The organism is Candidatus Methylacidiphilales bacterium, from assembly GCA_033875315.1.
Classification (GTDB): Bacteria; Verrucomicrobiota; Verrucomicrobiia; order Methylacidiphilales; family CAZTYG01; genus JANRJG01.
Genome location: JANRJG010000040.1, coordinates 26246 through 52250, shown reverse-complemented (window position 1 = coordinate 52250; position 26005 = coordinate 26246). Strand labels below are relative to the sequence as shown.

The 26005-nt window shown below is 58.9% G+C and carries 15 protein-coding genes; 4 read left to right on the top strand and 11 right to left on the bottom strand.

The features are described from left to right. Window positions 1–2 precede the first annotated feature (2 nt). Window positions 3–653 (bottom strand): prepilin-type N-terminal cleavage/methylation domain-containing protein, encoded by a 651-nt coding sequence (locus SFU85_12535; GenBank protein ID MDX6767604.1) that lies wholly within the window; start codon window positions 651–653, stop codon window positions 3–5. A 199-nt stretch (window positions 654–852) separates the two neighbouring features. Between SFU85_12535 and SFU85_12530 the strand changes: the two genes are divergently transcribed. After that, window positions 853–1923, top strand: a complete 1071-nt coding sequence (locus SFU85_12530) for a LacI family DNA-binding transcriptional regulator (GenBank protein ID MDX6767603.1) — start codon at window positions 853–855, stop codon at window positions 1921–1923. Between the two features lie 81 nt (window positions 1924–2004). Here the strand turns inward: SFU85_12530 and SFU85_12525 are convergent, their stop codons facing one another. The 3 genes from SFU85_12525 to SFU85_12515 all read right to left on the bottom strand — a co-directional run bounded on the left by SFU85_12525 (window position 2005) and on the right by SFU85_12515 (window position 9905). After that, window positions 2005–6804 (bottom strand): glycoside hydrolase family 2 TIM barrel-domain containing protein, encoded by a 4800-nt coding sequence (locus tag SFU85_12525; GenBank protein MDX6767602.1) that lies wholly within the window; start codon window positions 6802–6804, stop codon window positions 2005–2007. A 131-nt stretch (window positions 6805–6935) separates the two neighbouring features. Next, window positions 6936–7679: a hypothetical protein gene (locus SFU85_12520; GenBank protein MDX6767601.1), complete on the bottom strand. Its 744-nt coding sequence runs from the start codon at window positions 7677–7679 to the stop codon at window positions 6936–6938. A gap of 48 nt (window positions 7680–7727) precedes the next feature. After that, entirely contained in the window at window positions 7728–9905 is a 2178-nt protein-coding gene (locus tag SFU85_12515) for a glycoside hydrolase family 31 protein (GenBank protein ID MDX6767600.1), read from the bottom strand. Window positions 9906–10265: 360 nt separating this feature from the next. Between SFU85_12515 and SFU85_12510 the strand changes: the two genes are divergently transcribed. Next, a complete protein-coding gene (locus SFU85_12510; GenBank protein ID MDX6767599.1) occupies window positions 10266–15830 on the top strand; it encodes a glycoside hydrolase family 2 TIM barrel-domain containing protein in 5565 nt (1854 codons plus the stop codon). A gap of 48 nt (window positions 15831–15878) precedes the next feature. Here the strand turns inward: SFU85_12510 and SFU85_12505 are convergent, their stop codons facing one another. The 4 genes from SFU85_12505 to SFU85_12490 form a co-directional block, all read right to left on the bottom strand. Next, entirely contained in the window at window positions 15879–16790 is a 912-nt protein-coding gene (locus tag SFU85_12505) for a ribokinase (GenBank protein ID MDX6767598.1), read from the bottom strand. 14 nt (window positions 16791–16804) lie between these two features. Continuing rightward, window positions 16805–18190, bottom strand: coding sequence for an ADP-ribosylglycohydrolase family protein (locus tag SFU85_12500; GenBank protein ID MDX6767597.1), 1386 nt, complete (start codon window positions 18188–18190; stop codon window positions 16805–16807). A 157-nt stretch (window positions 18191–18347) separates the two neighbouring features. Beyond that, window positions 18348–18692 carry a hypothetical protein gene (locus SFU85_12495; protein MDX6767596.1) on the bottom strand — a complete coding sequence of 115 codons (345 nt, stop codon included), beginning with the start codon at window positions 18690–18692 and terminating at the stop codon, window positions 18348–18350. Between the two features lie 125 nt (window positions 18693–18817). Continuing rightward, the gene (locus SFU85_12490) at window positions 18818–19855 is read right to left on the bottom strand and encodes a cellulase family glycosylhydrolase (protein MDX6767595.1); all 1038 of its coding nucleotides are present in this window, start codon (window positions 19853–19855) and stop codon (window positions 18818–18820) included. Window positions 19856–20057: 202 nt separating this feature from the next. Between SFU85_12490 and SFU85_12485 the strand changes: the two genes are divergently transcribed. Next, a complete protein-coding gene (locus tag SFU85_12485) occupies window positions 20058–21017 on the top strand; it encodes an AraC family transcriptional regulator (protein MDX6767594.1) in 960 nt (319 codons plus the stop codon). On the opposite strand, the gene SFU85_12480 is transcribed toward SFU85_12485, so the two are convergent. Then, on the bottom strand, window positions 20948–21748 hold the full coding sequence (locus SFU85_12480) for a PEP-CTERM sorting domain-containing protein (GenBank protein MDX6767593.1): 801 nt from the start codon (window positions 21746–21748) through the stop codon (window positions 20948–20950). The genes SFU85_12485 and SFU85_12480 overlap by 70 nt on opposite strands. Window positions 21749–21845: 97 nt before the next feature. Here SFU85_12480 and SFU85_12475 point away from each other — a divergent pair, with 97 nt between their 5' ends. Next, window positions 21846–22967, top strand: coding sequence for a LacI family DNA-binding transcriptional regulator (locus tag SFU85_12475; GenBank protein MDX6767592.1), 1122 nt, complete (start codon window positions 21846–21848; stop codon window positions 22965–22967). Here the strand turns inward: SFU85_12475 and SFU85_12470 are convergent. Together SFU85_12470 and SFU85_12465 are read right to left on the bottom strand one after the other, a co-directional pair. Continuing rightward, the gene (locus SFU85_12470; GenBank protein ID MDX6767591.1) at window positions 22891–24759 is read right to left on the bottom strand and encodes an alpha-galactosidase; all 1869 of its coding nucleotides are present in this window, start codon (window positions 24757–24759) and stop codon (window positions 22891–22893) included. The genes SFU85_12475 and SFU85_12470 overlap by 77 nt on opposite strands. A 143-nt stretch (window positions 24760–24902) precedes the next feature. Beyond that, a complete protein-coding gene (locus SFU85_12465) occupies window positions 24903–25931 on the bottom strand; it encodes a LacI family DNA-binding transcriptional regulator (GenBank protein MDX6767590.1) in 1029 nt (342 codons plus the stop codon). Window positions 25932–26005 lie beyond the last annotated feature (74 nt).

The window sequence follows — 26005 nt, the reverse complement described above, 5'->3', positions numbered from 1 at the left end:
GTTCAGGGCCGAACCAATCGCACATTTCCTCCGAGTCCGCTGACCTGCAAGGAAGCCACGTTCGGGGATGTGCCCTGAAGATTTTTCAAGCCGATTTCAATCCAACGCGAGGACGTGTTGGGCTGACAACTGACTTCCCCCTGGGGCGTGAACCGCAGGACCAGGGTGAAGGTCTTGGTTTGCCCGGCGAACTTGGTGCTGAACGTGCCGTTGGTATTGGTTGTCAATTGTTCGAGAAGGCTCGGATCAATCGAGTTGGCCAGGGAGTTGTTCCGGGCCACGTCATTTTCCAGGCCCACTTGCGAGAGCAGGGTCGGGCGGATGACCGGGCGCAGATTGGAAGCGGTCAGATCGTTTTCACCACTGAGCGAGGATACCACCGAAACATAGATCCCGTCTTTGCCGCCATCATCGAGCAAGCCCAGCCAGACATAGGTGTTCTGGGACGTGGCGGTGATTTTGGCCTGCTCAATGATGCCGTTGAGGTCGGAAAGGGACCGCGTGAATTTGCCTGCCGGGTAGAGCGAGCTCAACCCCATGACCGAGAGTGCGGAAAGCACGGATATCACAGCCAAAACCGCGAGCAATTCCACCAAGCTGAACCCACTTGGGGAGGTCAGCCGTATCGGTTTATGTACATATATTGTATGCATATTGGCCATTGTTTGTTTGCTTGTTTGTTACAGTTTCAACTATTGGGGCCGCATAGCAAGGGGTGGAATACTAAACACGTTAATTGAGTTGCTACCTTTCCCATAATCGCTTCAATGGACCCAATCAAGACCTGAAGAAAACCATCGCAGGGCAGGCGATTACCTGCGGGTGCGCGTTTATTCACTCAACTATAGGTGTATGAAAGTAGAAAAAAACAAGTCGAAAGGCGACCACGCCGGTCCCCCCACCTACCGGGATTTGGCCCGCAAGGCCGGGGTCAGTGTTGCTGCCGTGAGCATGGCTCTCCGCAACCGACCCGGCGTCTCGGAGAAAACGCGTGCGCGCATTCTCCAGTTGGCCAAAGACGAAAACTACCGCGTCAACCCCCTTGTCACTGCCCTCATGGTCGAAACACGACAACGTCGCAAAAACGGGGTCAGAGCCATCATGGGAATCCTCAGTCACGGACCTCTCGACTCACCGGAAAGCTATCGCGAACACTACGGCAAATCGGAATACCTCCGTGGTGCCACGGCCGCGGCCTCAGAACACGGCTACGCCCTGGAACAATTCGATTGGAAAGATTTGCACGCCGACATGCGCTCATTCCAGAGGGCTTTGTATACGCGACGGATGGTCGGACTGCTGATCCATTTGAGCGAACCACCCCCCGCCTGGTTCAAACCGGAATGGGAAAACTACGCGGTGGCCTCGGTGGGCAACGTCATCCATCTGCCCGAGCTTGATGCCGCGACCCATGATCACTTCAGCGGCCTGCAAATGGCCCTGCGTCATGTTCATGCGATGGGCCACCGCAGGGTCACGCTCGTTTTGGATAAAGAAGCCCAGCGCCTGCAGGAATACCGTTACCTTTCGGCCTACACCGGAGCCCCGAGTTTCCTCCCCAAACTGGCCAGAATTCCTCCACTGCTTGCGGACAAGATCACCCCGGAGCAGGTGTTGGAACATGTGCGAGAAAACAAAACCACTGTGGTCATCTGTGCTGACCATTTGGTGTACCATTGGCTGGAGAAAGGCGGCTACCGCATTCCCAAAGATATCTCCTTCATTCACCTCGACCGTGACTACCGCTGGAACCACATCGCCGGAATAGAGCAGAACAGTTTTGACACCGGCTCGGCTGCGGTGGAATTGGTGGTCAGCCGGATCAACCGCAACCAATACGGCATTCCGCAGGTGCCCCACGTGACCATGATCGAGGGCCGTTGGGTGGATGGGCCAAGTATCCGTCCCCTCGGTGACGCTTGAGATTCGGCCCGATTGATCGAACGGACGCGACCCAACTTGCCTGTGGGACCTTCCAGTTATGCCTGGGCCTTCCGAGTGGAATCAGGGGTCCGCTTTGAGACCGCTGATGCCTAAGACGAATGGCTGGCCATTCCCCACTTTACCCGGCGAGAGGATGTCGATGCTATCGACACTTTTGTCCGGTTTTGGATTTTTCCAACGCATGAGGTAGATACCCACCTTCACGTTCCCCTTCGCGGACTCGGGGGTCATGGTGGTCCAGGCCACCTCCGCGTCAGGGAGGAAAACTTTGCCCGCCTCAACCGCTCCGGCCGAATACCAATCAGTAATCGATTCCTCTGGCTTGACCAATACATCGACAAAAGGATCGGGCATGCCAGGAATCCAAGTCTTTCGGTCCTCATAATAAACCCGATAGGTGAAACCCGGCGATCCCCAGCTGGCACTGTGGAGGAAGTACAACTCTTCCACCTTCCTTCCCACCTGGATGTTTTTCACCTCTGCGGGGAGCACGCCAATTTCACGCGTGCCGGAAAGTGCGATGATCGATTTGCCTCCGTTTTTTGCCGGGTCGATGATGTCGAACGGGATATCCTTGAAGGTTTGGGCACCCAGGGGCATGTTCCGCAAATCGTTGTCGGGGCCCTGTCCCGACCAACCCCTCAGCGTGTTCGCGGGGTCATCGGCGAATGGACGGTTGGCCTGGGCACGCAAATCGAGGGTGAAGTAGCGTTCGGCCGGGATTCTGGTCGTCGCCGCTTGCGCGGCCCCTTTGCCCCCAAGAGAAACACCGGCATTGGTCAGCATCATCGAGAGGGTGCGCAACGGGGCAGGCAAGGGATATCCCAAGGCATTGGTGAGATTGACAATGACCGCCCCGTTGCCCACTTCCCAAACCCCTGCGTAAGCGGGATCGATCAACGGTGTCAGCCCGTCCCCGGTCAATCGCTTTTTACCCAGAAGGGCGCGGCTGTTTTCTTTCATGGAGACGGTGATATTTCGGGCCCCCTCTTCCAGGTTCCCCTGCCAAAAAAAATCACTCGGGCTCAATCCCTGCATCCAGCGACTTTTTTCCGAAGGGTAGCCGCGGTCCATGCGAAAGTCCTCCAACTTCACTGTCCTGCCTGTCAGGGAGGACAACCATGCTTCCCCCTCACTACCCAGTCCTTGCAAGAAAAGGCGGTTGCCCTGCCGCAGCCAGGGCAGAAGAACGGACTCGTGCTTCTGAAGGTAGGCCATGGTCTCCGCATCATCCGCCGGAGCCACCAGCACTCCGTAGTTTTCCAGGACCAAAGGATCCCCGGGTTTTTGGATGACCTCCCCGGAAATACCAAAGCGGGCCCGCATGCTCTCCCCCTTGGATTGGGGAAAAGCCAGCACGAGAGTGGGACGGATGTCACGAAGAGGTGATTCCGCCCCGGGCCAGCCGAGGATGCGCGACAACATCTCATGCGCCATGGGGTCACTTTCAATCGCCCCCTCAATGTTCAATTGACAGAACAACACACGCCCCGCACCTTCCCGCACCTCCAAAAGCGGGGATTCCGTGAGCATCTGGGTGCCAGCCAGAAGATGGGGGCGGAAATTGCCGCGGTCGGGCAATTCGATGGCATTGTATTGCACCATCCAGTCAGCGTCACGAGTGGTCCAAAATCGGAAATCATCATCCTGCAAGTCGCGCGTGAGGGAAGAAAAACGGTCGGGAACGACCGCTACCACGCTGGTGTTGCGGTTGTACTCGGAAGCCTGGGTCTGGGTGATCGGGAAATGGAGGAACTTCGGGAGCTGACGATGGGCCAGCACCACAACATCGGCGCCGGCATTGACCATGTCGCGCAATTTTTTCAACCCATCGGGTGCGACACCCGCCAATGCCTCCGGCCCAATCAGAATAAAAGCGCCCCGGGCCCGATTCGGATCCAAGCTGTCGAGGTTTTTCCGGACGACGCAATCCAGCATTGCCTTTTTCAGGTACTCCACCATTTCCCCGGCAGGATCAAAGATTTCCAAACGCGCCGCCCCCGTCAACTTGATCGGTGCGCGGTCGAAGACGGAAAGAACCTGGCTGTCCGTGAAATAGGCCGTTCCGTCGGAGGCCCACATTTCTGTCAACAAGGCATAGTCTTTACCCGGTTCCGCCGGCAGTTCCAACGACACGGTGGCGGGGGCATAGACCGCCGGCTTGAGCCGGATTTCCAATTGCTGCGTGGCCACAACGACCGGCCCGTTCATCACCGTCCACTTCACCGTCACATCTTTTTCTTCCAGCATGTCGTTGTGCAACGAATAGACCATGCGGGCTTTTTCTCCGGAGTAGAAACGTGTCTTCCGGTCGAGGGGGAAGGCCGCCAGGGGACTGAACGCCCTGGTGTATGCGCGGTCAACATGGATGAGGAAACCGGCCACGCCGGCCTGCCGGTCGAATTGGAGATAGTTCCGCCGCTGGGTGGCCCAATTGAGGTAGTTGTGGGCGTTGCCCCGGTCCCAGTCAGATGACCAGGACAGGGGATGGTAGGTGCTCAAACCGTTCAGTTCGGCACCAGGATTGAGGCAGTATAAAGACTCGGACAGGAGAAAAGGCCTCCCCCCCAAATGGGCCAGGCCCTGATAGAAGCTTTTGTCCTCGAAAACGGTCCAGGGTGGTGCCGTTTCCCTGGCGGGTTTTTGGGAGTAGATGCCAACGTTGCGAAAGAGGGCAGGCCTTTGCTCGGGGTGGAAAAAAAAATAGAGAAACCGGTCCCTCGGGCTGTCGAAGCCATGGAAGTCGACGATCTCAAAGCCCGGCGGATGGGGCACAGATCCACTCACCGTGACCAGCCGGGTGGGATCCATTTGGCGGATGCGCTGGAAGAGGGATTCCATTTTCTTTCCCTCCCCCGGACCGTCGAATTTTACCTCGTTGCCCACATCCCACATGAAGTTGGAGGGTTCGTTCGGCCGCACCCGGTAGACGGCCTGCATTTCCTTGTAGAGGTTTTCCCATGTCTCAGGCAATTGATAGGCAAAGCGGTCCCCATGATGGGCGTTGTGCTCCAACATTTCATTTTTGATGAAGATTCCCTGTTCATCCGCGAGACGGCTTCCGGACAGACCCTGCATGAATCCATTTTCACCCTTGAAGTTGTAGCGCAGGATACGGGGCGACCAGGGAATCACCGGCCAAGTGTTGCCATTGGTCATCAGGTGGCCTGTCCCGTAAAGGTTGAAACGGGCACCATTGAGGGTGAAATGGTCTCCGGAAATGCCGATCTGACGGAAGCCGAAGCGGTCCCGGCGCTCATCCAGCACGCTACCGGTGTTGTCGAGCAGGCGCGTCCTCAACTCATAAAGATGCGGTTTCTCCGGATTCCACATGACGGGCTTTTCCCACGGGATCCTCATTTCGAGCACCTGCGTTTTCGCCGGCGAAACCACGACGGTTCGAGAGGGGAATTCCAGAACTTTTTTGCCCCTGTCATAAACCACTGGTTCCAGAACGACACTGCGGGCCACCCCGGCCTGGTTGACCAATTCAAAGCGACCCTGGATCTCGCTGGGGTCTATGCGAGTATCCACCGCCACCCAATCCGTCCGCAGCGCAGGTGCGGCAAAAATTTCCGGGATACTGTCCAATCCCGTGTAACTATTTCCCTGATTGAGATGTGAAGTGGCCGCGATCAAGCCCCGGGAGGGTGCGGAGGCGGTACCGGGTGCGGTCACCGGAAGCCCCGGCGCCAAATTGGCCGTGTAATTGGTGACCCGTATGGCCAGCTCGTGCTCCTTGGCATTTTTTAAGTGCGACGTTATCTCAATCGAACCGGGCAGCTCGTAGTTTGGCTTAACCCCAGCAGGGGCACCATCGATGAAAAACTCAGCCCGATATTGCACGCGGGGGAGAAGCAGAAAAATCCTTTGCGGGCCCCATCCTTCCGGAATGGCGAACTTCTTCCGATACCAGACCGTGTTGGACTTGAACTCGGCAATCGGCACTTCATGCGGGAGGGTGACTTTTTTCCATCCTTCCCTGGGCTGGGTGCCGGGAGATTTTTCCGGTCCCTTGGGCACGGAGTACTCCCAGCCCTCTCCGAGGCGGAAAGCCCCTTCCCGCTCAAGATGGTGGATATGCTCCCGACCGTAGTATTGGGAATAATCAAATGTTGCCTGTCCGGCGCTGACGGCCTGGACGCGCGTTTTGTAAAGATCCGGTTTCTTAGGAATCTTCAAATCGAGCGGGAGCGCGCTTCCCCCCCCTATTTCCAAATTTTCACCCATTTCAGCCAATGGGGTTCCGAAAAAATCTTCATGGCTTACTTGGAGCTTCAATCGCACCGGAAAAGGGGAAGCGTTCTGAACACTGACCGTACCGCCGGTGGGTTGGGAAATACGGATGGTCTCATTCAAATCCGCCGTCCTTAGACGCAACCGTCCGAACCCGTTCGGGTAAAGTTGGGTGAGATGTTTGGCGCGAAAAAACAAGCGGACCGTTTGGCCCGGTTTGCTCACGGGCAAAAAGACCACGCCCTCCCCCCCCGCCCAGCGACGGGCGGCAAGGGAGCGGTCAAAAAAAACGGGATTGCCCAACAGGGTGGCGTCTGCGATGGCACGGGTTTCATCCAACTCCAAGACCAAGCCCCGATCCTGTGGGGCATCCTCGGGGATCTTCAGGTCCGCCATCCAAGCCCGCGTCTCACCAATGAGGATGTTGTGTGCCGAAAGAAAGGCCCGGTCAAAAACCTGGGCCATCGACAGGGCATCCACCCCATTCCTGCCTTCCAGATCCTTTTCGCTCCGGATGTCCCGAGGCAGAAGATATAGTTGGTGAGAAACATCACGACACCAATCCGGTTTGGGCGGCATGGCAGTGGGCAAACGCACCACATCCGGAACCTCTTCCGGTGTCATCGCAGGTGCCGGATCTTGCGCCGTTACCCCGGGATCAGGAACAACCGTTGCCGGCGGCGGCGCAACTTCCCCTGTCAGCAGAAAAGGGATAAGCACACCGAGCCCGACAGATAAGCGCGCCATCCATCCGATCATGGCACTTCAATTTCAAAACGAAGCGTTTCGCTGCCGCCGACAGTTTTCGTGCCCCCAAAATCAAGATAGAACGTGGCACCGCCGGCACTGGCATTGTAGCCTGGCGTTCCGTACCAGACAAACTTCTGGTCAAACGCGACCGTGGCCGTGCCGGATTTGAAATTGAAAACGAGGGGATTGCCCGGCTCGGCATTGAATCCGTCTTCCATCATTTCCTTGTTGGTATCGATGGGAAGGATAAAATTAGTGTCGACCCCGTGTGGCAGATCCTGAGTGATCTTCATATTGTACTCCAGCACGATCTTTGTCGGCAGACAGGTGACCTTGAGGCCCCAAAGCACAAAGTTGCTCATGTTGGCATTGACATAGTTGAATACGGGATTGCCAGCCTCGTCTTTAGTCTTGACTACCGTCAACTCAGGGCCGGTGGGAATACCCCCATCATACGTAAATTTATCAGGTCCTTCCTTTGGAGTGCCTTGGATGATCCATTCCCCCACTTTGCGGAACAACACAACCCCACCCGCATTGTGGATCGAACGCAGACAGCCCCGTTTGTCCAGAAGGAACCCGTAGTGGTCGTTTTGGAAATGTTCCTGCAACAAGGAGGGGTCAAAATCATTCGGAAGGATCGTATTCAAATCTACAGCCGCCCTGGACGGGACCAATGGCAGTAGAAAAAAACCGAGTAGAATGATGGGGAGAAACTTCAAAATAGTACATAAGCGAATGTATTTCATAACAATTGTCCGTTCATAAGTTTGTTCTGCACACGGTTAATCGATGAGTTAAGAAACAACCTGGACGGGTTCGCCCAGTACAAAGGGTTGGAATGCGCCTGACTTCTTGCACCCCCGGGTCATTTTCTGAAATCCGGTGGAAGAACTCCATCTCCAATCATGCCAAACACATTCCCCCGATAGATAGGAGAGCGAGTTCCCATCATCATCATAAAAACACCCTTTGGCCTTGGTCTCACTGTAAATGTGGGGCACGACCTGGATTGGTTTTTTTCCATCGAAGGCGTACCCGGGGCTGGCCAGCGGCAGAATGGCCCCATCGCGCACAAAGAGAAGCATTTCGGAGAGGGGAACATCGGCAAAGTGAACCTTTTCCCCACCTTGGTAGGACTTGCCCGTGAAGAAATTACGCCATACCCCTTGAGGCAGGTATACATCAAGGTTCTTTTCATTGGCCAGCAGAGGAGCCATCAGCAGATCATGGCCAACGAGAAACTGTCGGTCGCACCGCCAGGTATTCCGATCCCCGGGATAGTCCATCACCAGGGCACGGAACGGCGGCGTCCCTTCCCGGGCATAGGTGGCAAATGCCGTGTACAGGTAAGGCAACAGACGCATGCGCAAATTCAGGACCCCCCGCAGCAAGCCGGAGATTTCTTCCGATTCTGCCATAAAAATATTCATCTCATTGAGTGAACGCTCGACTTGTTTCCAAGGCGGGTTGGGAATGTACCAGCCGTTGATGAGACTGAGGGGCGAAAGGGCCACGCACTGCACCCGTCGCACCAGATCCTCGATGCTGTCGGCGTGCCGGACTTCCGGAGTCCAAAGTAAACCGGAAAAACCGGCGTTGACCAAGCCGCGGATGAAATCGTCGTGGCCATACAGATCACTGTAGAGCACATAGGGCAGCGGGGCCGCCAAGGCCCCGGAGGAACGCACGAGATCATACTGCCTGCGTCCGAGCCGTTGGAAATTCTCCGCCAGGGTATGCTGGTAGTGCACCCCGTAGAGTGAATGCATCTGTTCACCATCCGCACCGCTCGGAAACTGGGTGTGTTCCGGGAACGACCAAGCGAAGGGTAAAAAATCGCCGTTGTCGCACTCGTCCAATTTGAATCCATCGGCTCCGTCCTTGATCAATTGGTCGTGGTGGTCGGAGAAAATTTTCTTGGCGCGGGGGTCCAGAAAATCCGGAGCCAGACCATCGGTACTGAGTTCGTCACCACAGAAGGGCTTGATCTCCTCGGCAAAAGGGGCGGCGGGATGGACAAAAGCATTTTCCCACAGGTTGAGGCGGTAACCCCGTTCATGCATGTCTTCGGTGAACTTGCGCGGATCCGGAAACCGCTCACTCCAGACAAAGGAATTCGGATAAAAATGAGTGTGCCATCCGGGTTCCAATCCGATGACACTGAAAGGCATTTTATCCTTCTGAAACTGCCTTACCAGATTGAGCACATCGCGGGCATTGTGTGTTCCGCAGGCCCGGTACCAATTCCCCAAACCCCAAATCGGCGGCAGGAAGCCGCCCCCGGAAAAAAGCACATAGCGGCTCACGGCCGATTTCATGTCAGGCCCGGCAAAGAAATAGATATCCACCCCCGCCGCCGCCGGGATGTCGATGACCGTTGTGTTCCCGATGGAATGGGCCGCGTAGAGTTCCTCGGTGCTGGTGTGGGGCACGGGATTCGATCCCCATTTTTCATCTACCCTCCGCTTCAACTCTTCGACCTTGGCGTGGGTTCCGAAGTAAAAGGAAGCATAACGTGCCGTATCGACGAAAATCCCATAACCATGGGTCGAGACAAAAAAGGGCACCGGGGCGTGGGAATCACCCGTGTCCACCGTCGGATCGGCATTGACTCGGAGCTGTTTTTTCTTGCCCGATTGCAGATGGCTCTTCAACTGCAGACCCAGCCCAAAGATGCCCTCGCTCCGGTCGTAAGGCAGTTCCAATGTGCACCCGCGACGATGACGGCGAAAGTTGATCTTCTCCACTTCAAACGGAACCTGCATGCCCCATTCAGGCAGCAGATGATAGGCCTCCTGTTTGGCGGAGTTGGAACAACGGACAGAAACCGGAGTGATTTCTTCCGGCTTCCCCAGGGTGATCTTCCACACTCCGGGTGCCACCAATGTCCAAACAGAACGGGCAGGGTCCAGCGTCTCCTTGCCGAAATCCACTAACCCCGCCAATTCATGGCAATCAACATTCGAGATCATCAGCAGCGTATTCGGGGAGGATAGTTATCAATGTCTCTGGCCCAGCAGGACCCGGTTTCGTCAGGTGTCCATCATCGGACCGGGACGCGTGCTGCCAAGCGACAGGCGACTAAACGCGTTAATTTTCGATACCCCACCCATTGTCCGGCCCTTCGTATATTAACCTGAAAGTCATGATCCTTTTCTCTTGAAGCATTTGTTAACGCGTCAAGCGTTTGACTAGTCAGACCGATTGGACGAATGCTTCCGTTGAATCTAGATTCCCTTTTCATGCATTCACAACTTTCCTCGCAACTCCGGCTTCCAAGTTTACTGTCCTTGCTGCTGTCCTTTGCTCTCGTCTTGTGTGTCCTGGTGCTGATGAGTGGCTGCGTAAAGAAAGAGCCCGCCCCCAATGTTCCACCTCTTTCCCTGCGCATGCCGGAAAAGCCCGCCTGGGAAGTCACCCTCACCCCGCACTTGGAGTGGCTCGGCGATTCGCTCGATTCACTGGAAGCCGCCCGCCGCGCACCAGGCATGCCTTACGCCCAGGCCATGAGCCGACGCGCCCGTGAAACCCGACTTGACCATCAAGGCCGTTCTGTTTGGTGGCGTGTACAGGTTACACTACCACCTGAAGCCGCCACCGGCGAGCCCTGGCCGGCCGTGCTCGACGCCGATGAAGCCCGCGTCATCGCCGGAGCCTGGATAGATGGTCAACCCTTTGCCGGATTCGAGGGAAAAGACCAAAGCGGCCGGATCGTCAGTGGCGAGGGTAGCGTTGCCCTGCCCGGATTCGATACCCGGGAGCGTGGCAGCCTATGGTCAAGTGGCGAAGGTTCTCTGCTCCTTCCACTAACCCCGGGGCGGATTTCCGGGGAGGTTCTCCTCAAGTCCCAGGACATGCCGCATTTGTATGAAAACGGCTTCGGCCAGTTACGCCTCCGTCCCGCCACGCTTGACGAGCTCATTCGCCTGGAGCGGGCAGAAAAAGGTTCCGTGCGCGTAACCAACCGGGGACCTCTTCCGATGGTGATCACCTTGCACGTCCGTCATGAAGATTACTTTGGTGTGGCCCTTGTTGTGAATGACCTTCCGCTGACCCTTGCACCCGGCGCCAGCACCGTCATCCCTGCCGGCCAACCGGAACCGGACAAATCCACCGACCTGTATAAAACCCGCTTCTGGGCCAGTGTTGGATCCCGCAAGACCCTGGAATATTGGGACATCCAGGATGCCGCCCGGGATGAACGGGTGCGCCCACAGGTGCTCCGGCTCGAACGGGGCTGGGAGTTCTGCTTTGTTCCGGGACCGCACGCGCAGCACCCCGCACCGGCCTCCGCGGCCCAGTGGAAACCAGCCACCATACCCCACCGTATCCCAGACGATACCTATTCCAGCCATTGGATGTGGTATCGCACCCGCTTCACGGTGCCTGCGAATTGGAAGGAACAACGCATCCAGCTCATGCTCCCCAGCCGCATCCTCCTGCAATCGCGTGTGGTGCTTGACGGCCAACTCGTGGGCGAGTTCCCCAACTGGGAACTCCCCAAAATGATCCTGCTGCCCGGGACCTTCACCCCCGGATCGACCCACGAATTGATGATTGGTGTGACCGACTACATCGTCGCCCTCGCCCCGGGAATCACCCCACCCGCCGGTGGTCCGATGAATCCTCCCGGCCGCGGCTTGATCGCACCCATCGCCTCCACCACCCGGCTCGAAATTGGCATGCAGAATATCCCGGAGTTGATCTCCGTGCCCGCCGTTCGAACCGATCAGGCCACCGTCCGTACGACCCTCTCGGGTGGCCGTCCGCAGATTGAGGCAAAGTTAAAGCTCAACAACAATTCGTCCCAAGACGGCACCTACACCGTGGAAGCCTCGGTCCTCGAGAAAGGCACACCCGTCTTCCGCTTCCCCACCCTCACCGTCGCCGTGCCCGCCGGAAAAACCGTCCCCGTCGACTTGAAGAGAGATTGGAACGACCCAAAACCTCGCCTCTGGACCCTTGAGGACCCGTGGTTGTATGAACTTCGCACCGAAATTAAGGACGCTACAGGCGTGGTCCTCGACACCCGGCGCGAGCGCTTCGGGTTCCGGGAATTTGGCATCAAAGACGACCACTTCACCCTCAACGGTCATCGCGTCAACCTGCTCGGGGGCAGCCACGTGGTCCTGCAATCCCTCACTTGGCCGGTGCGGCACCAGCCATTCATTTTCCTGCGCCACTTTGGCAACCACCAGCCCAGCGGCTTCCTCACGGGTCGCGCCGTGCTTCATCTCGCCGATGAGATGGGCTATCTGGTCAAAAACGAAAACAGCAACCTGAATGCCCATCACATGGACAACTATGCCTGGCAGGACCCGCTTCTCTGGGAACGCGCCACCTCCCAAATGCAAGCCCTCATCGATGCCCAGGGCAACCATCCATCGATTGCTGTCTGGGACATCGGCAACGAAATCATTTTCAAAGGACCCGGCGAAAGTCAGATGATGGCCGACCAGCTGGCCCGAATCCGCAGCATGGATCCGTCGCGGGTGCCCACCGTCGGGGGCTCCGCCCCCTTCCCGCCCGGAGCGATTGCGCTCGATATGCACGGCTGGGGAAGCTGGTCAAACCGTTCAGACTACCTATTCTACCATCCGGAGGAGCGCCCAAGTTACCTTCGCAAATCCGGGTTCTACTCACACCGTCCCGCTCAAGACCCCGAGAAAGACTGGTCGGTGGATCTGAAAAACATGGGAGAATCCTCCCTCGTCCGTCCCAATGACAACAACAAGCTCCACCATATCGAGGGCAAACCCGTCATCTTCTCCGAGGGGCATTATTACGAAAGCCAGCTTCCCATCCCGCTTCTCGGCCATTTGGCCTATCTCCGCTTGAAACGCGAGGGAACCGAGCAAGGCCTGGACCGCTACCTCAGCTACCACGGACTGAACTTGCTAGCCACCCGAACGCTCTCCATCCAAAATGTGCGCGATGCCGGCTTCGCCTCCTCGATGATCCACGTCGACCGCGGCATCGGGCGTTTCATCCTCCCTCTGGTGAGTTTCTCGCACGACCGGCGCACCCGTTTCTCGTCCGGTGAGAAATTCCAGAGCCGTTACGGGATCTTCTACGACCTCTCGAATCCCGGCGAAGTCCATGCCCGCTACCGTCTCTTCGACGGGGAAACCCTGCTCGGCGAAAAATCCTTCACCCAGCTCTGCCAACCCGGCTCGCGAAACTACGTAGATCTCGAGTTTCCGCTTCCCCGGGTGGAAGAAGACCGGCGTCTCCGTCTGGAAGTGCGCCTTTCCATGGAAGCCACAGGTCGCTGGTTCTACGATGATGTGCCGATCACGGTATATGCCACGGACAGACTTGCCCTGCCTGCGGGCCAGTCCCTCGCGCTGTACGATCCCCAGGGCGGAGCAGCCGCGTTTCTTCGGGCACACAACATTCCTTTCACCACACTCAAGAAACTGGCCGATTGGGAGGTCGCACCGGACGGATTCCTCCTCATCGGCTCAGAAGGCTTGAACAGGTGCGGAGACGAGGACCGGGCCGGTCTGGGCAAAAAAATCGAGGCCGGAGGACGCGTCATCGTGCTCGACCACCGGAGCCTTCCTCGCTTTCTAGCCCGTCCGCTCGCGCAGACTAGTCAGCTCTTGAACATGGTCGCACGGCTCGAAGGACCCTCCGTGCTCACCCGCGGTCTGCTCAATGAGGATCTCCGATTCTGGCACAGCCGCGAACGGGACCAGTTGGTCAGCTGGGGGGCGTTGGAGATCCCCGCCACCGGACGCTTCCGCGTCCATCTGACCTCAGGAAATGGTTCACCCTTATTGGAATTGCAGGAAGGCAAAGGCCGGGTCGTCTTTGTCCAATTGAACCTTCAAGATACGCTCGGCCTCGAGCCAGCCTCCACCCGCTTGATGGCCAATCTCCTTCAGTGGTCCGGTGAACCGTCCGTTTTTCCAGATAAAAAGACCCTCCTGGTTTCAAGCAATAACATGCTCGTCTCTCCATTACAGAACCGCCTCGGTTTGAACACACCTGTAAAACCTGTTCTTTCGGCGGAGGATGCCGCCACCGCGGAATTGGTCGTGGTCTCCGGCACCGAGGCGACCAGCCGTGCCGGCGCGCTTGGCTCCCACACCGGATTAGCCCGTCTGTTCGATCGCGGCGGCACGCTGTTTGTTTACGGCCTGGATGCCGCCGGAGCCCGTTGGCTTTCCGAAATCGCCGGGACCGAGCTGAAACTGGAACCCGTGGCCAGTCGCGGCGCCCTCCTCCGGGGCGGCAACCCCCTGACCGCCGGTCTCGGCCATGGCGATTTCTTTCCCAGTGGCTTCGGCGATGGTTTTGACGTGGATGCCCCGTTCACCGTCAAGCCCGGGGACAATACCCTGGCGCTCGCACGCTTGAGCGGCTCCTCCGTGCGCGCCCTGACCCAGCCCGGAGTCCTCAGCGAGATTCCTGTCGGCCGTGGCCGGATCGTCGTCTTGCTCGTGCAGTCATTGGAGTACCCCGTGCCCGCACTCATCCGGATCCTCTCCACGGTCCTCTCCAACATCGGCGCCCCGCTCAATCCGGGTGGCGCGGCCGAGGCAGACACCACGGTCTGGGCTTTTGATCCGGTCGACCTGGGCCGGCATGTCAATTGGCCGCTCTCGGACAACGACGGGCCGAACCAACGCCGTGGCTGGCATCTCGGTGGTTCCGACAATGACATGCGTTCCCTGCCCTCCGGCCGCCAGAACTTTCGGGGCATCGAATACCTGCTGACCGATCCGACCAGTGCAAAAGGCAATGGCGCCATCGGCATCTCGGGAGCCAACCCCAAAATCCCCGAGCTGCCGCGCGAAGTCAAAGGCATCCCGGTGAACCGCAAGGCCGAGCGCCTCTATTTCCTGCACAACAGTGCCTGGGGCATTCCCGAGTTTGTCTACCGCGTCTATTATCTTGAGGAGCGCAGGGCTTGGATCCCCGGCAAGCCCGATCCCTTTGTCGATGTCGTGGTCAAGCCCAAGGAAAACATCCACGACTGGTGGTTCGGCTCCGCGGTCGACAACGGCTCGATGTTCCTCCCCGGTGCCACCGTGGCCTGGTTGGGGGACAACCCCACCACGCGCCGCGGCAGCACCCGCTTCGGAGTCTATCAAATGATCTGGGACAATCCACACCCTGACAAGACCATCGAATCCATTGACATCCTCTCCACGGGCCGGCCCGGCGAAGGAAATGCCTACATCCTTGCCATCACCGCCGCCTCCCGTGCGACCGGGGACGCCACACCGGCCAAGCCGCCCTTGAAGAAAGTCCTGCCCGCCGGTGTGAAAACGAGTGATGTGCAGGAACAGATCCAGTTCAAACGCTACGGTGCTGTTCTGCTCAAGGACGGCGGCCTCGCCTCGGTCTACGACGACCAAGGCCGGGTCTTTGCCACCTCCCGTGGATGGTCGGTCCAGGGATCGGCCCCACGGCCAGGACAGAAGCCTGTCTATGAGGACCTCGGTCGCCAAGAGGGACAACAACCCACCCTCACCTCATCGGTCGAGGGCACACGCCGGACCTACGTCATCACCGGGAAAGAAGGCGCCTCCGGGCCCTTGAAGTGGCAGGGCCGACTCACCGCCACACCCGGCGGACTTCGCTACGAACTCAACTTCACCCCCCTCAGGGGAACGACCCTTGAAGGGGGCGATGCCCGCGTGCACTTCGGCCTTGGCTGGTTGAACGGTGCCAAGGCCGACAACAGCAAGCCAAACGAAAATCCGCTCCGCATCACCACACCCGCCGGACTGGCCACCTTGAGTTTTGATTCCCGTTACCGCTACTGGTTCCAAAGTTATGCGGTTTATCCCGAATTTGTCACCTTCTACGCCCCGCCCCACAACGCCGCCCCCTACACGCTCGGCCAGGAGGAATCTGTCTGGTGGGAATTGACCGTGCCCTAGGTCGCTGTGCGACAAACTTTCACCGCATTTCCCCCATCTTCGGCCCCATTACACTTCAACCTCGTTCCGCTTCGGCATCGCATCCTGGGCTCCGGCCCGCGTGACGCTGATCGAGGCGGCACGGATGGCACGACGGGCATTATCCTCCCATGACAGGCCCTCCGCCACTCCGGCCGCCAGCCATCCACAGAAACAATCACCCGCGCCCACGGTATCGATCGGGCGCACACGCGGGGCCCTCAGCCGCATCACGCCCAAGGGACCTGCAAGGAAGGCACCGTGACGTCCGAGCGTGATCACCACCCAGCGGCAACCCTGGGCCAGGAGGTCACGGGCGGCGGCCTCGGGGCTTGACCTGCCTGTGAGCAGACGGGCCTCGTGTTCATTGGGCACGAGCGCATCGACCCGTTTGAGCAAAGTGGAGGGCAGTGCCCCATCAGGGGCGGGGGCAGGATTGAGTAGGAAGGGGACACCGAACTTGCGCGAAAGCACGGCGGCGGCCTGCACCGCGGCCAACGGCACTTCCAGTTGAGCCACCACGCATCCAGCCCCCCGGATCACAGACGCAGCGGAACGCACCTGCGCCACCGACACCTTGTCGTTGGCTGATTGCGCGACTCCGATGAGATTCTGCCGGTCTTCGCCCCCGATCAGGATGAGGGCAATGCCGCTGTTCTCACCCCGAAGCGTGCGGAGATGACTCAGATCTACCCCATCCTTTTTAAGTCCCCGCCGCAGATGGCGACCATAGTCGTCGTCGCCCAGTGCGCCGATGAGGGACACGCGCGCCCCGGCACGGGCGGCAGCCACCGCTTGGTTCGCCCCTTTGCCCCCGGGCACCTGACGGAATACTCCCCCCAAGAGCGTCTCTCCCGGCCGGGGCAGGCGCGGACACTCGAGCACCAAGTCGGTGTTGGCACTGCCGAGTACGACCACAGAAGGATTAACGGACCTTTTCAAGGATATCGCGGTATTCAACTCCGGAAACTTTGAACCAGATCAAAAGTCTGGCGTGCACAAGTGGAGATTGGGATAGGATGGTAGTCGAAAATCTCTGAGCGCAGGGTGTCGTTCAGCCTTCCCTTCCAATGTTCCGGCACGCGGGAGGCACCGGTGACGGCACCGACGATGGATCCAACCGTGGCCCCGTTGCAGTCGGTGTCCCAGGCCCCCATCACCGCCAGGGTAATGCCCTGGTGGAAGTCACCTCTGGCCAGGAGCACGGCCATGGCGCAAAGCGCGGCATTGGTAAGGGTGTGTACGGTGGAATAGGACTCAAAAGCTGTGTGAACATCGCCCAAAAGGACCTCGAACCGGGAGGCATCGCAACCATGAAGTTCGACGATCTCTATTGTACGTCGGATGACCTCCGCCAAGCGGCATCGGACGGGGATCTGTTCGAGTCCGGCTTGGACAATGCGGCGGGGATCGGTGGTCACAAAGGATGCCGCAATCATGGCGGCACAGAACATGGCTCCGTAGATGCCATTCTTCACATGACTGATGCGCGCATCGCGCCAGGCCAGCTCGGCGGCCCACTCCGGATTACCCGCGGCCGCGTAGCCATACGCATCCACGCGGATCTGGGCCCCGATCCACTCGCGGTAGGGATTGAGATGATTCCGCACCCAGGCCCAGTCGACTTCGGGCGGCTTCTTGCCCCAGTCCGAACCGGCGTGGAATTCGTAGCCGGTGACGAGATTGAGGTAGGCCTGGGTTTCAGCGGTGCATACTGAATGATAAGGCAATCGCCGGATCCAGTTGCAGGCCACATCCCAACTGGTGAAGTCCCGGCCTTTTTCACGCATCAACACGAGGCCCAGCACGGTGTAGCGGATGTCGTCATCGCTCTCCATGAAAGCGATGTGCTCCCGTGTGGAGGATCGGCAGATCACTCTGCCGATCGACGGGTCGCTCTCGGCCGGGGAATGCTCGGGCACGAAATCCCGCAGGGGCCATTCCTCTGGAGAGACCGCTGTGAGGTAGGCCTTGAGTCGTTGCCAGGGCTGCCGGCCATCGTGGTCCACTCCGCGCATCCCCATTCCCTCGAAGGGTTTCCCTAGTGCACACCCGGCACAGCGTCCCAGCCACGCGCCATGCAGCCGGTCGTACAGTTCGTCGGCATCCTGCGTCAGGGGGGGGAGAGCCGGACCGGCGGGGGGACGCTGGGCGCGAATGGACTCAAGCTCATCGGGTTCTTGATAGGGAAAGTCGGGCCGCACTGGCAGTGCCTGCATGCGTGCGAGCAGGTCGCGCAGCGCCTCGGGATTCTTGCCGGCGGCCTCAAAGGCAGGGCGGAAGGCTTCAAGTGCGGCGGGGTCCTTGCCCTCCTCGCGGCCTTGTTTGAATTCTTCATTCACTAGACTACCGAGATGATCCCAACCGGGCATATGTTCACTTTCCTTGTTGCTTGCCAGCCCGCACTTTATATGATTATTAATGCTTCGATCCTCTTCGAAACGCTCAAAGAGCATGCAAATTCGATCATCCACACTGGAACTGCCAATCCTACGCGCGTTACATCAGAATGACCCCCAGGAGGATCCGCCCTTCATCTTCCAGCTGGTGTGCAACGGCCTTCTGCCGACCTACGGAGGCAACCGCACTTCTATTCGAGGATTGAATCCGATGTCTTTCTGTAGGGCGTAGGGAAATATCGGCATGCCAGGGGTAGGTCTCTTGTCCGCCCCGCTGCCGCATCTGCAGATCCTCGTGGGGCGAGAGGATGTAGGCCAGTTTGCCGTGAAACATGGGCGGGCGGCGGGAGGTGCCGGATTCGTGCAGCGATCTGGCGGCAGCGTTGGGGTGATAACATATTTTTTTCGCCAAATCCTGGGCACGCTTCCGGGTCTGGATCGACATCGTGGGATCATTGTTCTATGCGCACGACACCCCGCTGGTTGAAAGTCCGGCAACCGAGTCGATGTCGCTCAGACGCAAGGAGGTGGGTGATCGCTCAGCCATGGTATTTCTCGCAGGATGAGTGCTTAATGCCGTTTCAGGATCTCCAAAAACGCCGTGTCAAGCCGGTGACCGTGAAAGTCCGCGTATGGGACGTCCTCACGGCCCGAATCGATGATGCCGAAGGAGCCCCGGAAATTCCACAAACACCAACCGAATCCGGCGGCGTTCAAGACGTCGAGTTCGTCCTCCAGCCAACGGAGCGCCACCGGGTGGGGAAGCAAATGTGAGCAACCCAACTCCCCGCAAATCACCGCGTGACCCTGCCGGGCAAAGGCCTTCCACGCGGTATACCGCTGGTCCAAACCCTCACGGGTGAACGTGCCGTCCCCGCTGGAGCGCCCGGGGTCGGGCCATTCCGGAACCGGTGCATCCGATGCCCATGACCACCAGAGTCTGTGATGGGTGATTTCTCCCGGCCAATAGCCCCGGCAACTTTGAATACACCCCAGGTCGGAGAGCTCGGGACAGGGATCCGCCCCGACATTGAATCCTTCCACGACGATCCTGCGATCCGCATCGACGTGACGGATGGCCTGGACCGCCCGGCGGATCACCCGCTCATGATCGGAACGGGAGCATCGCGCCGGCTCGTTCAGAATGTTGAAGGACAAATACGGTCCGGCTGCGGCATAGCGGCGGGCAAAGGTCTCCCAATGATGCGCAAGGACCTCCGCACCCTCGGGATGGGTCCAAAGGTCCCAAGGTTCCGGCGGCAGATGCTCGTCCCGCAGGCCTTGGTTGACACAAAACCCCGGCACATGGTGAAAATTGATCGAAAGGTCCAATCCATTTTCGGCCGCCCATTCCACCGCCCGATCCACCGGCTCGAGGGCTTCCTCCCGCAGGGTCTTTGGATGCTTGGGGTCGCCCCACCAATGATAACAGAGGGGCAACCTCACGTAGTTGAATCCAAAATCAGCGATCCAACAAAAATCCTCGCGGAAAAACTTTCCCCGGCCCGAGGGTGTCATCTCCTGCCAGCGGGGATCGTGCTCCACGAGGAACATCTCACAAAGATTGAAGCCCCGCCAAGTGGCGGGGGGACGGCCCGGTGCGGTCATACCGCGAGTCCCTTTCTCCCGCCGCGGGCACGGCGGGCCGGAGCCTGACAGGCTTGCTTCAGATTCTTCATGGACCGGATCACCCTGGGGGTTCCCAAGAGGCACAATAATAGTTCATTGTCTATATCGTGAGACATGGCTGAGTCGAAACCATTCTATTCGATTGTATTCCTTCATATCCTGCTCAAATTGGTCATAAACCATGCCGAATCGCTCATCCGCATTGGAAATCCACTACTCCCCCATCCCGCTGGATCCACTGCTCCCGCTCGTGTTGCAAGAGCACTACATCCAGGAGGATCGACCGATCACTTTCCTACACGTGCACGACTGCCTTGAGTTGGGCCTGTGCCACCAGGGCGAGGGTATCTTTATGGTGGGGGAAAAGATCCTCCCCTTCTCCACCGGCGATGTTGTCTTCATCAACTCGACCGAAGTCCATCTGGCCCAGAGTGCGCCGGGTAGCAAAAGCCGTTGGACCTGGGTGTACCTCGATCCTATCCTGCTGGTCGATCATCCCGCCGCCCGGGCCGTGCTCGATCCCACGCCACTGGCCGGGCCTCGCTTCATCAACATTCTCCCAGCCGGGAAGCATCCAGAATTGTTTGACGGCCTGCGAAGGATCATCGCGGAAAAGAAGCAGGCCGGACCGCACCACCGCCAAGCCCTGCAGGCCCTGGTCTGGGAATGGATGGTGCGCATCCAGCGCCTGGCTCCCAAACGGTCGGCTCGCGCTGCGGTGTCTCGATGGCATTTCGACCGTTTGGCCCCGGCGCTTCAATTGCTGGCCCAGAATTACAGCTTGGACCAACCCATCGGCGAACTGGCCCGGGCCTGTGGCTTGAGCGAGCCGCACTTCCGGCGGCTCTTCCGCGCATCGATCGGCACGACTCCTCTGGCCTACCGCCACGATCTCCGGCTGCGCATGGCCACCTCCCTGTTGCGGAACACCAGCCGCTCGATTCTGGAAATCAGCCAGGACGTGGGCTTCGAGAGCCTGTCCAGTTTCAACCGTCAATTCCGCCAAATTTACCACACCCACCCTTCCGCATGGCGACGGGGCGGCAAACCGAACGGTGAATCGGCCCGGGATCAGGACGCGGGCGGATTCCGCCGACGCAGGAAAGTCAGAGTCAAAAGCCCCCCCGCCAAAAGGGTGTAGGTACCCGGTTCGGGAATGGCGGCCGCATCCAACACCAAACTGTCGTAGCGCATGCGCGCCCCGGTCGTGTCGGTGCTGAAGAATCCTATGCCCTGGACGCTTAAGGAGCCCAGCGAGGCCGCCGCGATACCGGCGTCGCCTCCTGTTCCCAGGGTGAAGCCCGTGGTGTTGAGGGTGAAATTCAGCTTGGTCCAGGTGGTGGTGGAGAAGGTGACGGTTTTTTGCTCCGCTCCGGTGGCAAAACCACTTCCAAACTGAATGGCCGGACTGGTGAACGTCGTGTCTGATATATACCAGTCACTGCCCAGCTGCACAGCCAGGGCCGTGGTGGGGCTGTTGCTGGTATTGCCCTGCCACCAGCTGGCTGTGTTCATGCTGGAGAAGGCAGCGGCACTGTAGCCGGAAATGAAATTACTCGATGCGGTATAAATTAGGGCACGCTTCGTTGAGGATGTATTTTGAGCAAAGTTGAAGGCGAGCAACCCCGCTGTGGCATCTTTTCCCTGGGCGTTGGACAGGAGCGGGGTGACCGAGTTGGGATCTACGGAACTGGTACTCAAATTCACCGCGCTCGATGCCGCTCCGACATTGGATATGCCAAACCAGTTGACTGTACTGGTATTGGCATTGCCCCCGTTGGCCGCACTGGTGTTATCGAAGGTCTGCGTGTAGATGGTGACCGCCCCGGAAGAAAACGGCAAAAGCACAAGAAGGGTGACTGCCCCAAGCACGCACCGAGACAAATGGCTAACGTCATGTTTTTTGCTCATGCAACCATGCTGAATCCAGACTTGTATACGGCCAGTGATATTTTATGCTCTCATGTGCATGAGTCTTGAACGTGTCACGCTTGTCGACATCGCCCGTGAGTTGGGAGTGCACCGAACCACCGTGGCCCGGGCGCTCAACCACCATCCCGGCCTCCCGGTGGCCACCCGCAATCGCATCAACCAAAAAGCCCGCCAGATGGGCTACACGCCCGATCCCGTCCTGCAGGCCCTGACGGCCTATCGTCTCAAAAAAAGACCCCCCAAGTTCCACGGGGTCATCGCCTGGTTGGATGCCTATCCCACACGCGGAAAGGCCTCACAGCTTTTTGACCAGGAACGACTCGGGGCGGCCCGACGCTGCGCCGAGCTGGGCTACCGACTGGAAGATTTCTGGCTCCATGAACCTGGCCTCACGCCCTTGCGCCTGAGCAAAATCCTGCGAGACCGCGGCATCCAGGGTGTGCTCATTGCCCCTCTGCCCGATGGTTGTGATCCGGTGCGCCTGGAATGGGAATGGTTTACCGTGGTCGGCATCAGCCCCACGGTTAGGGACCCGAAAGTCCACCTGGTCCACAACGCCCAGTATGAATCCATGCGTGAAATGATCCAATGTTTGCACCGTATTGGATACCAACGACCGGGCATGCTGGTAATCGAAGAGCACGACCGGCGCGTGCGCCAGGCCTGGAGTGCCGGATTTATTTCCCAGACCAGGAATTTGAAACTTGCCAACCCAAACCAGCTCATCTGCTTTGAGACGGACAGCGCCTTCGAGGAATCCGCCTTTCTTTCGTGGCTTGCGCGATTCAGGCCAGATGTCCTGGTGTGCAATTACACCGATGTCCGACCGATATTGAAAAACGCAGGATGGCGGGTTCCCCAAGACCTGGGCGTGGTCTGGACCCTCGCCCGGCTGATCGGCCCGGAGGCTTCGGGGCTCAGACAACAGGAAGTAAAAATCGGCGCGGCGGCCATTGATCTCCTGACCTCCGCCATCCTCCGGGGTGAGCGTGGCCTGCCCGATACCCAACTGCGCGTCCTCGTCTCATCCGTCTTTTTTCCCGGCCGGACGATCCGCCCGCATAAAAAAAACGAACCCTCACTCAAACCAGGGTCCACAGCTCGGCATCGTGCGGGCCAATCGTCCGCCCGAGCGGCAAAGAAGCAGTCGCCCCACTGAAAACTTCCCGCAGTGCCGCACCGGGATGGCAATCCAAATCCGCCGCCGTGACTTGGACCGTGCGCGGGCAGGCATCCCAGTTCGTCAAGGCCACCACGCGCTGGAGATCCTCGGCATGCCGCACCCACGTGTGCGGTGCACGACCCCGATTCTCCGTCCAGTCGTAACCCGGACAGTTCACACGCTGGCCGAAGCGCACCAGCGCAACCGCATCCAAAAACGACGGCATGCGGGGATCGTGGGTTTGTTCACTCAACTTCCCGGCCAGTTCGGTCGCCGTGCCCGTGGCCACCATGAAGGCCGTGAACAGGCGGAAGGTGGCGTCGGGAACATCCTTGTGCCGGAAAAGCGAAAGCCCATCAGCCTCGGGAATCCAGAAGTGCCGCTGGGTTTCTTTCAAACCGACCAGAGCCGCCGTCCACACCGCGATTTCTTCCATCAGCTCCGGTCCCACGCCCCCGATGTCGGGACCGATGCGGTGTTGGTCCCAAACCCGGCTGCGGAAGGGATTGCCATTCGCAGGTTCCAAACAACTCAGCATCAACCCATCGGCAGGCAAACGCTGACGGATCTCCGTCTCGAGCCATTGCATCCATTCGACGTTGGTGGCCTGGCGGCCGGACAAGGTCATCCGCGTCTGGTCGAAACCGTAGGTCCAGAAATCCAGTTTGATTCCCTCGAACCCCCATTCGACAAACAACCGATCGAGCGCGCGCCGGGTGATGTCCCGCACCTCCTGCCGTGAATAATCGGCAAACACCAGGTTTGTCTCGAAATGCAGGACCGAGTTGGGAATGAAGTACTCCGGATGGCTTTGATACAACGCACTGTGGACGGAACAGGAGGGAGAAAACCAGATCATCGGACGCAGTCCGAGGGCGCGGATATCCTCCGCCAAGGCACGCATCCCCCGTGGGAAGCGACGGCGGCACCAGGCATCCTCCTCGCGCCAATGCCCCCCGAGATTGGCTGCTGGGGTGGAGTGCGTATCAGCGTCCGTTTCATAACCGTCATCGATCTGTATCCAACGGACTTGGGGGATATTCTGTGCCAACCAGCACGCTTCCCGGAGAATCAAGGCTTCATCGACCTGGCGTTCAATCCCTTCATTCCATGTGCCCCAAAAGAGTTCATGCCGCGCGTTCGGTCCAAGATGGATTCTCCCGGCCAGGCCGCGTTCACGCAGGGCAGCGTGATAGTTTGCAAAGACTTCCGTGCCAAAAGTGACCGGATCGGGGAGGATTTCCAAGTAGAGCGATTCCCCGACAAAGGATCGTCCCGCGGCCAACGGCCAGTCTGAAAGGCCGGGAAAATCATACTCGACCGCCACCTCGACGACCCGGTCGCCGATCCGCTTCCATGAGTACCCCGCTTTGGAGCGCGACTCGGTCAGGGGTCCGAAAAGCACACCGGCCCCGCCGGGTTGGAAAACCACGAAGGCATTGTGCAGTGCCATGTCCTGGTGCCCGGGGAGTAGATCATACGCACCCGGAGAAGCGAATCCCGTGCGCGGCAATCCCTCGCTTCCCAAGCCACGGTCTACTGGCAGTGTCATCTCCCGGTGCAGGCGAGGAAAAGAGTGATGATGCACTCGCAACGGCAGGATGTCGGGGAACGCCAAGCGGAACACCGCCCTGTAGCGGGCCATATCCCGGGCGTTCGCGGCCTCGAAGTGAACCACCCAGGTGGAAACTCGCTCCGTAAGCACGGTGCGGCACAACTCCGCGCCCGGCAGGCCGCCAGCCCCAACGCCTTCGATATGGACTTCGACCGACGACAAAACAACATTCATGCAGCAGCAAGGACACCACACTTCCATGGGTTTGTCCCGCCTACGTGCCGAAGAAAACCATTAACACGTCAACATGGCAGTGGGCGTTTGTTGTTCCCGTCCGAGGTTGCCCCGCTGCCCTCTGGATTCTTCCGCATGGCGTGTCACGTAGAACGCGCTGGCCGAAGGGTTGTCCCTTCCTGCCATTCCCCCATCAGGCAGGTTCCCGCGACGAGGGGCTGGCATCCACGACTACGGTTGCGGATCAGACTTTCCATCAATTGCAGGGCGGCCAGGACCTCGCGTTGCTTGTCCTGATAGATACCGGAAACTTGTGGGTTTCTTTGAGGATCCACATCGAGTCCGCACAAACCGACCCGCTTGGGCAGGTGATATCCCTTTTCCTGCCAACGGGCCGATTGAAACCCGTCTCCGAACGTAATGACCACATCCGGCTTGTGCTTTCGTAACCAGACATTCAGCGATTCTTCCGGATCGGTCTGCATCAATGCGGTTCCGAAATACTCGGGTGATTTGACGGCAAAAGCACCTCTCCACGAATCCCATGCCTCGACTTGATTATACAATTCATCCAACCACAGACCCGGACGACGGTAACCCCGGAGTTTCAATTGCCGCATGACTTCCATCATCGATTGGAAGTGGTGGCTGAAGACAGAGGGGAACAAACGCGAACCGGCCAAGCCATCAATGTCGACGACGCAAAAATGATCCCAATCGATGGCCCAGGACTCTGCCGGCGTTTCCCCCTCGACGAGGAACAAGCCCATGAACCCGCGGGCGGACAGCTGGCGGGACCACTTCTTTTGCTCCCCGGAGTCGGTGCCAATGCAGACTCTCTCCAGTTGGTAACCCCGGCGGGCGGCCTGCTGGGTCATGAAGTCAAACTCACGGAAGCTGTCTTTGTTCGGTGATGGCACCATCCGGAGGCGCATTGGAGAGGAGGAAATCATGGCCATGTGACCGAGGTATCCATGGGGACTCGAATCGTGGCGGTGGCGGGCAAGTGCCGCGGCCATCGGATCCGGCTGGTAGCCCAGGCTGCGGGCCGCCTCTTCCACCCGCTTCCGGGTTCCTAAAGGCAAACGGGGACTCCCCCGCAATGCCAGGGAAACCGTGGACTGGCTCATGCCCAGTCTCGCCGCAACCTCCGTCTGCAGCGGCCGGCTCATGCTTGATCCAGAATCCTCATCCCCTGAATTTATCAGAGGCTGGTGCCGGCGCCCAGCCTGATTCATGCGCATGA

Excerpts from the sequence above, each read along its gene's own strand:
- SFU85_12465 (MDX6767590.1), bottom strand. The coding sequence starts at position 25,931 with ATGAGCCGGCCGCTGCAGACGGAGGTTGCGGCGAGACTGGGCATGAGC.
- SFU85_12475 (MDX6767592.1), top strand. The coding sequence starts at position 21,846 with ATGAGTCTTGAACGTGTCACGCTTGTCGACATCGCCCGTGAGTTGGGA.
- SFU85_12470 (MDX6767591.1), bottom strand. The coding sequence starts at position 24,759 with ATGAATGTTGTTTTGTCGTCGGTCGAAGTCCATATCGAAGGCGTTGGG.
- SFU85_12520 (MDX6767601.1), bottom strand. The coding sequence starts at position 7,679 with ATGAAATACATTCGCTTATGTACTATTTTGAAGTTTCTCCCCATCATT.
- SFU85_12485 (MDX6767594.1), top strand. The coding sequence starts at position 20,058 with ATGCCGAATCGCTCATCCGCATTGGAAATCCACTACTCCCCCATCCCG.
- SFU85_12510 (MDX6767599.1), top strand. The coding sequence starts at position 10,266 with ATGAGTGGCTGCGTAAAGAAAGAGCCCGCCCCCAATGTTCCACCTCTT.
- SFU85_12530 (MDX6767603.1), top strand. The coding sequence starts at position 853 with ATGAAAGTAGAAAAAAACAAGTCGAAAGGCGACCACGCCGGTCCCCCC.
- SFU85_12535 (MDX6767604.1), bottom strand. The coding sequence starts at position 653 with ATGCATACAATATATGTACATAAACCGATACGGCTGACCTCCCCAAGT.
- SFU85_12515 (MDX6767600.1), bottom strand. The coding sequence starts at position 9,905 with ATGATCTCGAATGTTGATTGCCATGAATTGGCGGGGTTAGTGGATTTC.
- SFU85_12525 (MDX6767602.1), bottom strand. The coding sequence starts at position 6,804 with ATGACACCGGAAGAGGTTCCGGATGTGGTGCGTTTGCCCACTGCCATG.
- SFU85_12495 (MDX6767596.1), bottom strand. The coding sequence starts at position 18,692 with ATGTCGATCCAGACCCGGAAGCGTGCCCAGGATTTGGCGAAAAAAATA.
- SFU85_12490 (MDX6767595.1), bottom strand. The coding sequence starts at position 19,855 with ATGACCGCACCGGGCCGTCCCCCCGCCACTTGGCGGGGCTTCAATCTT.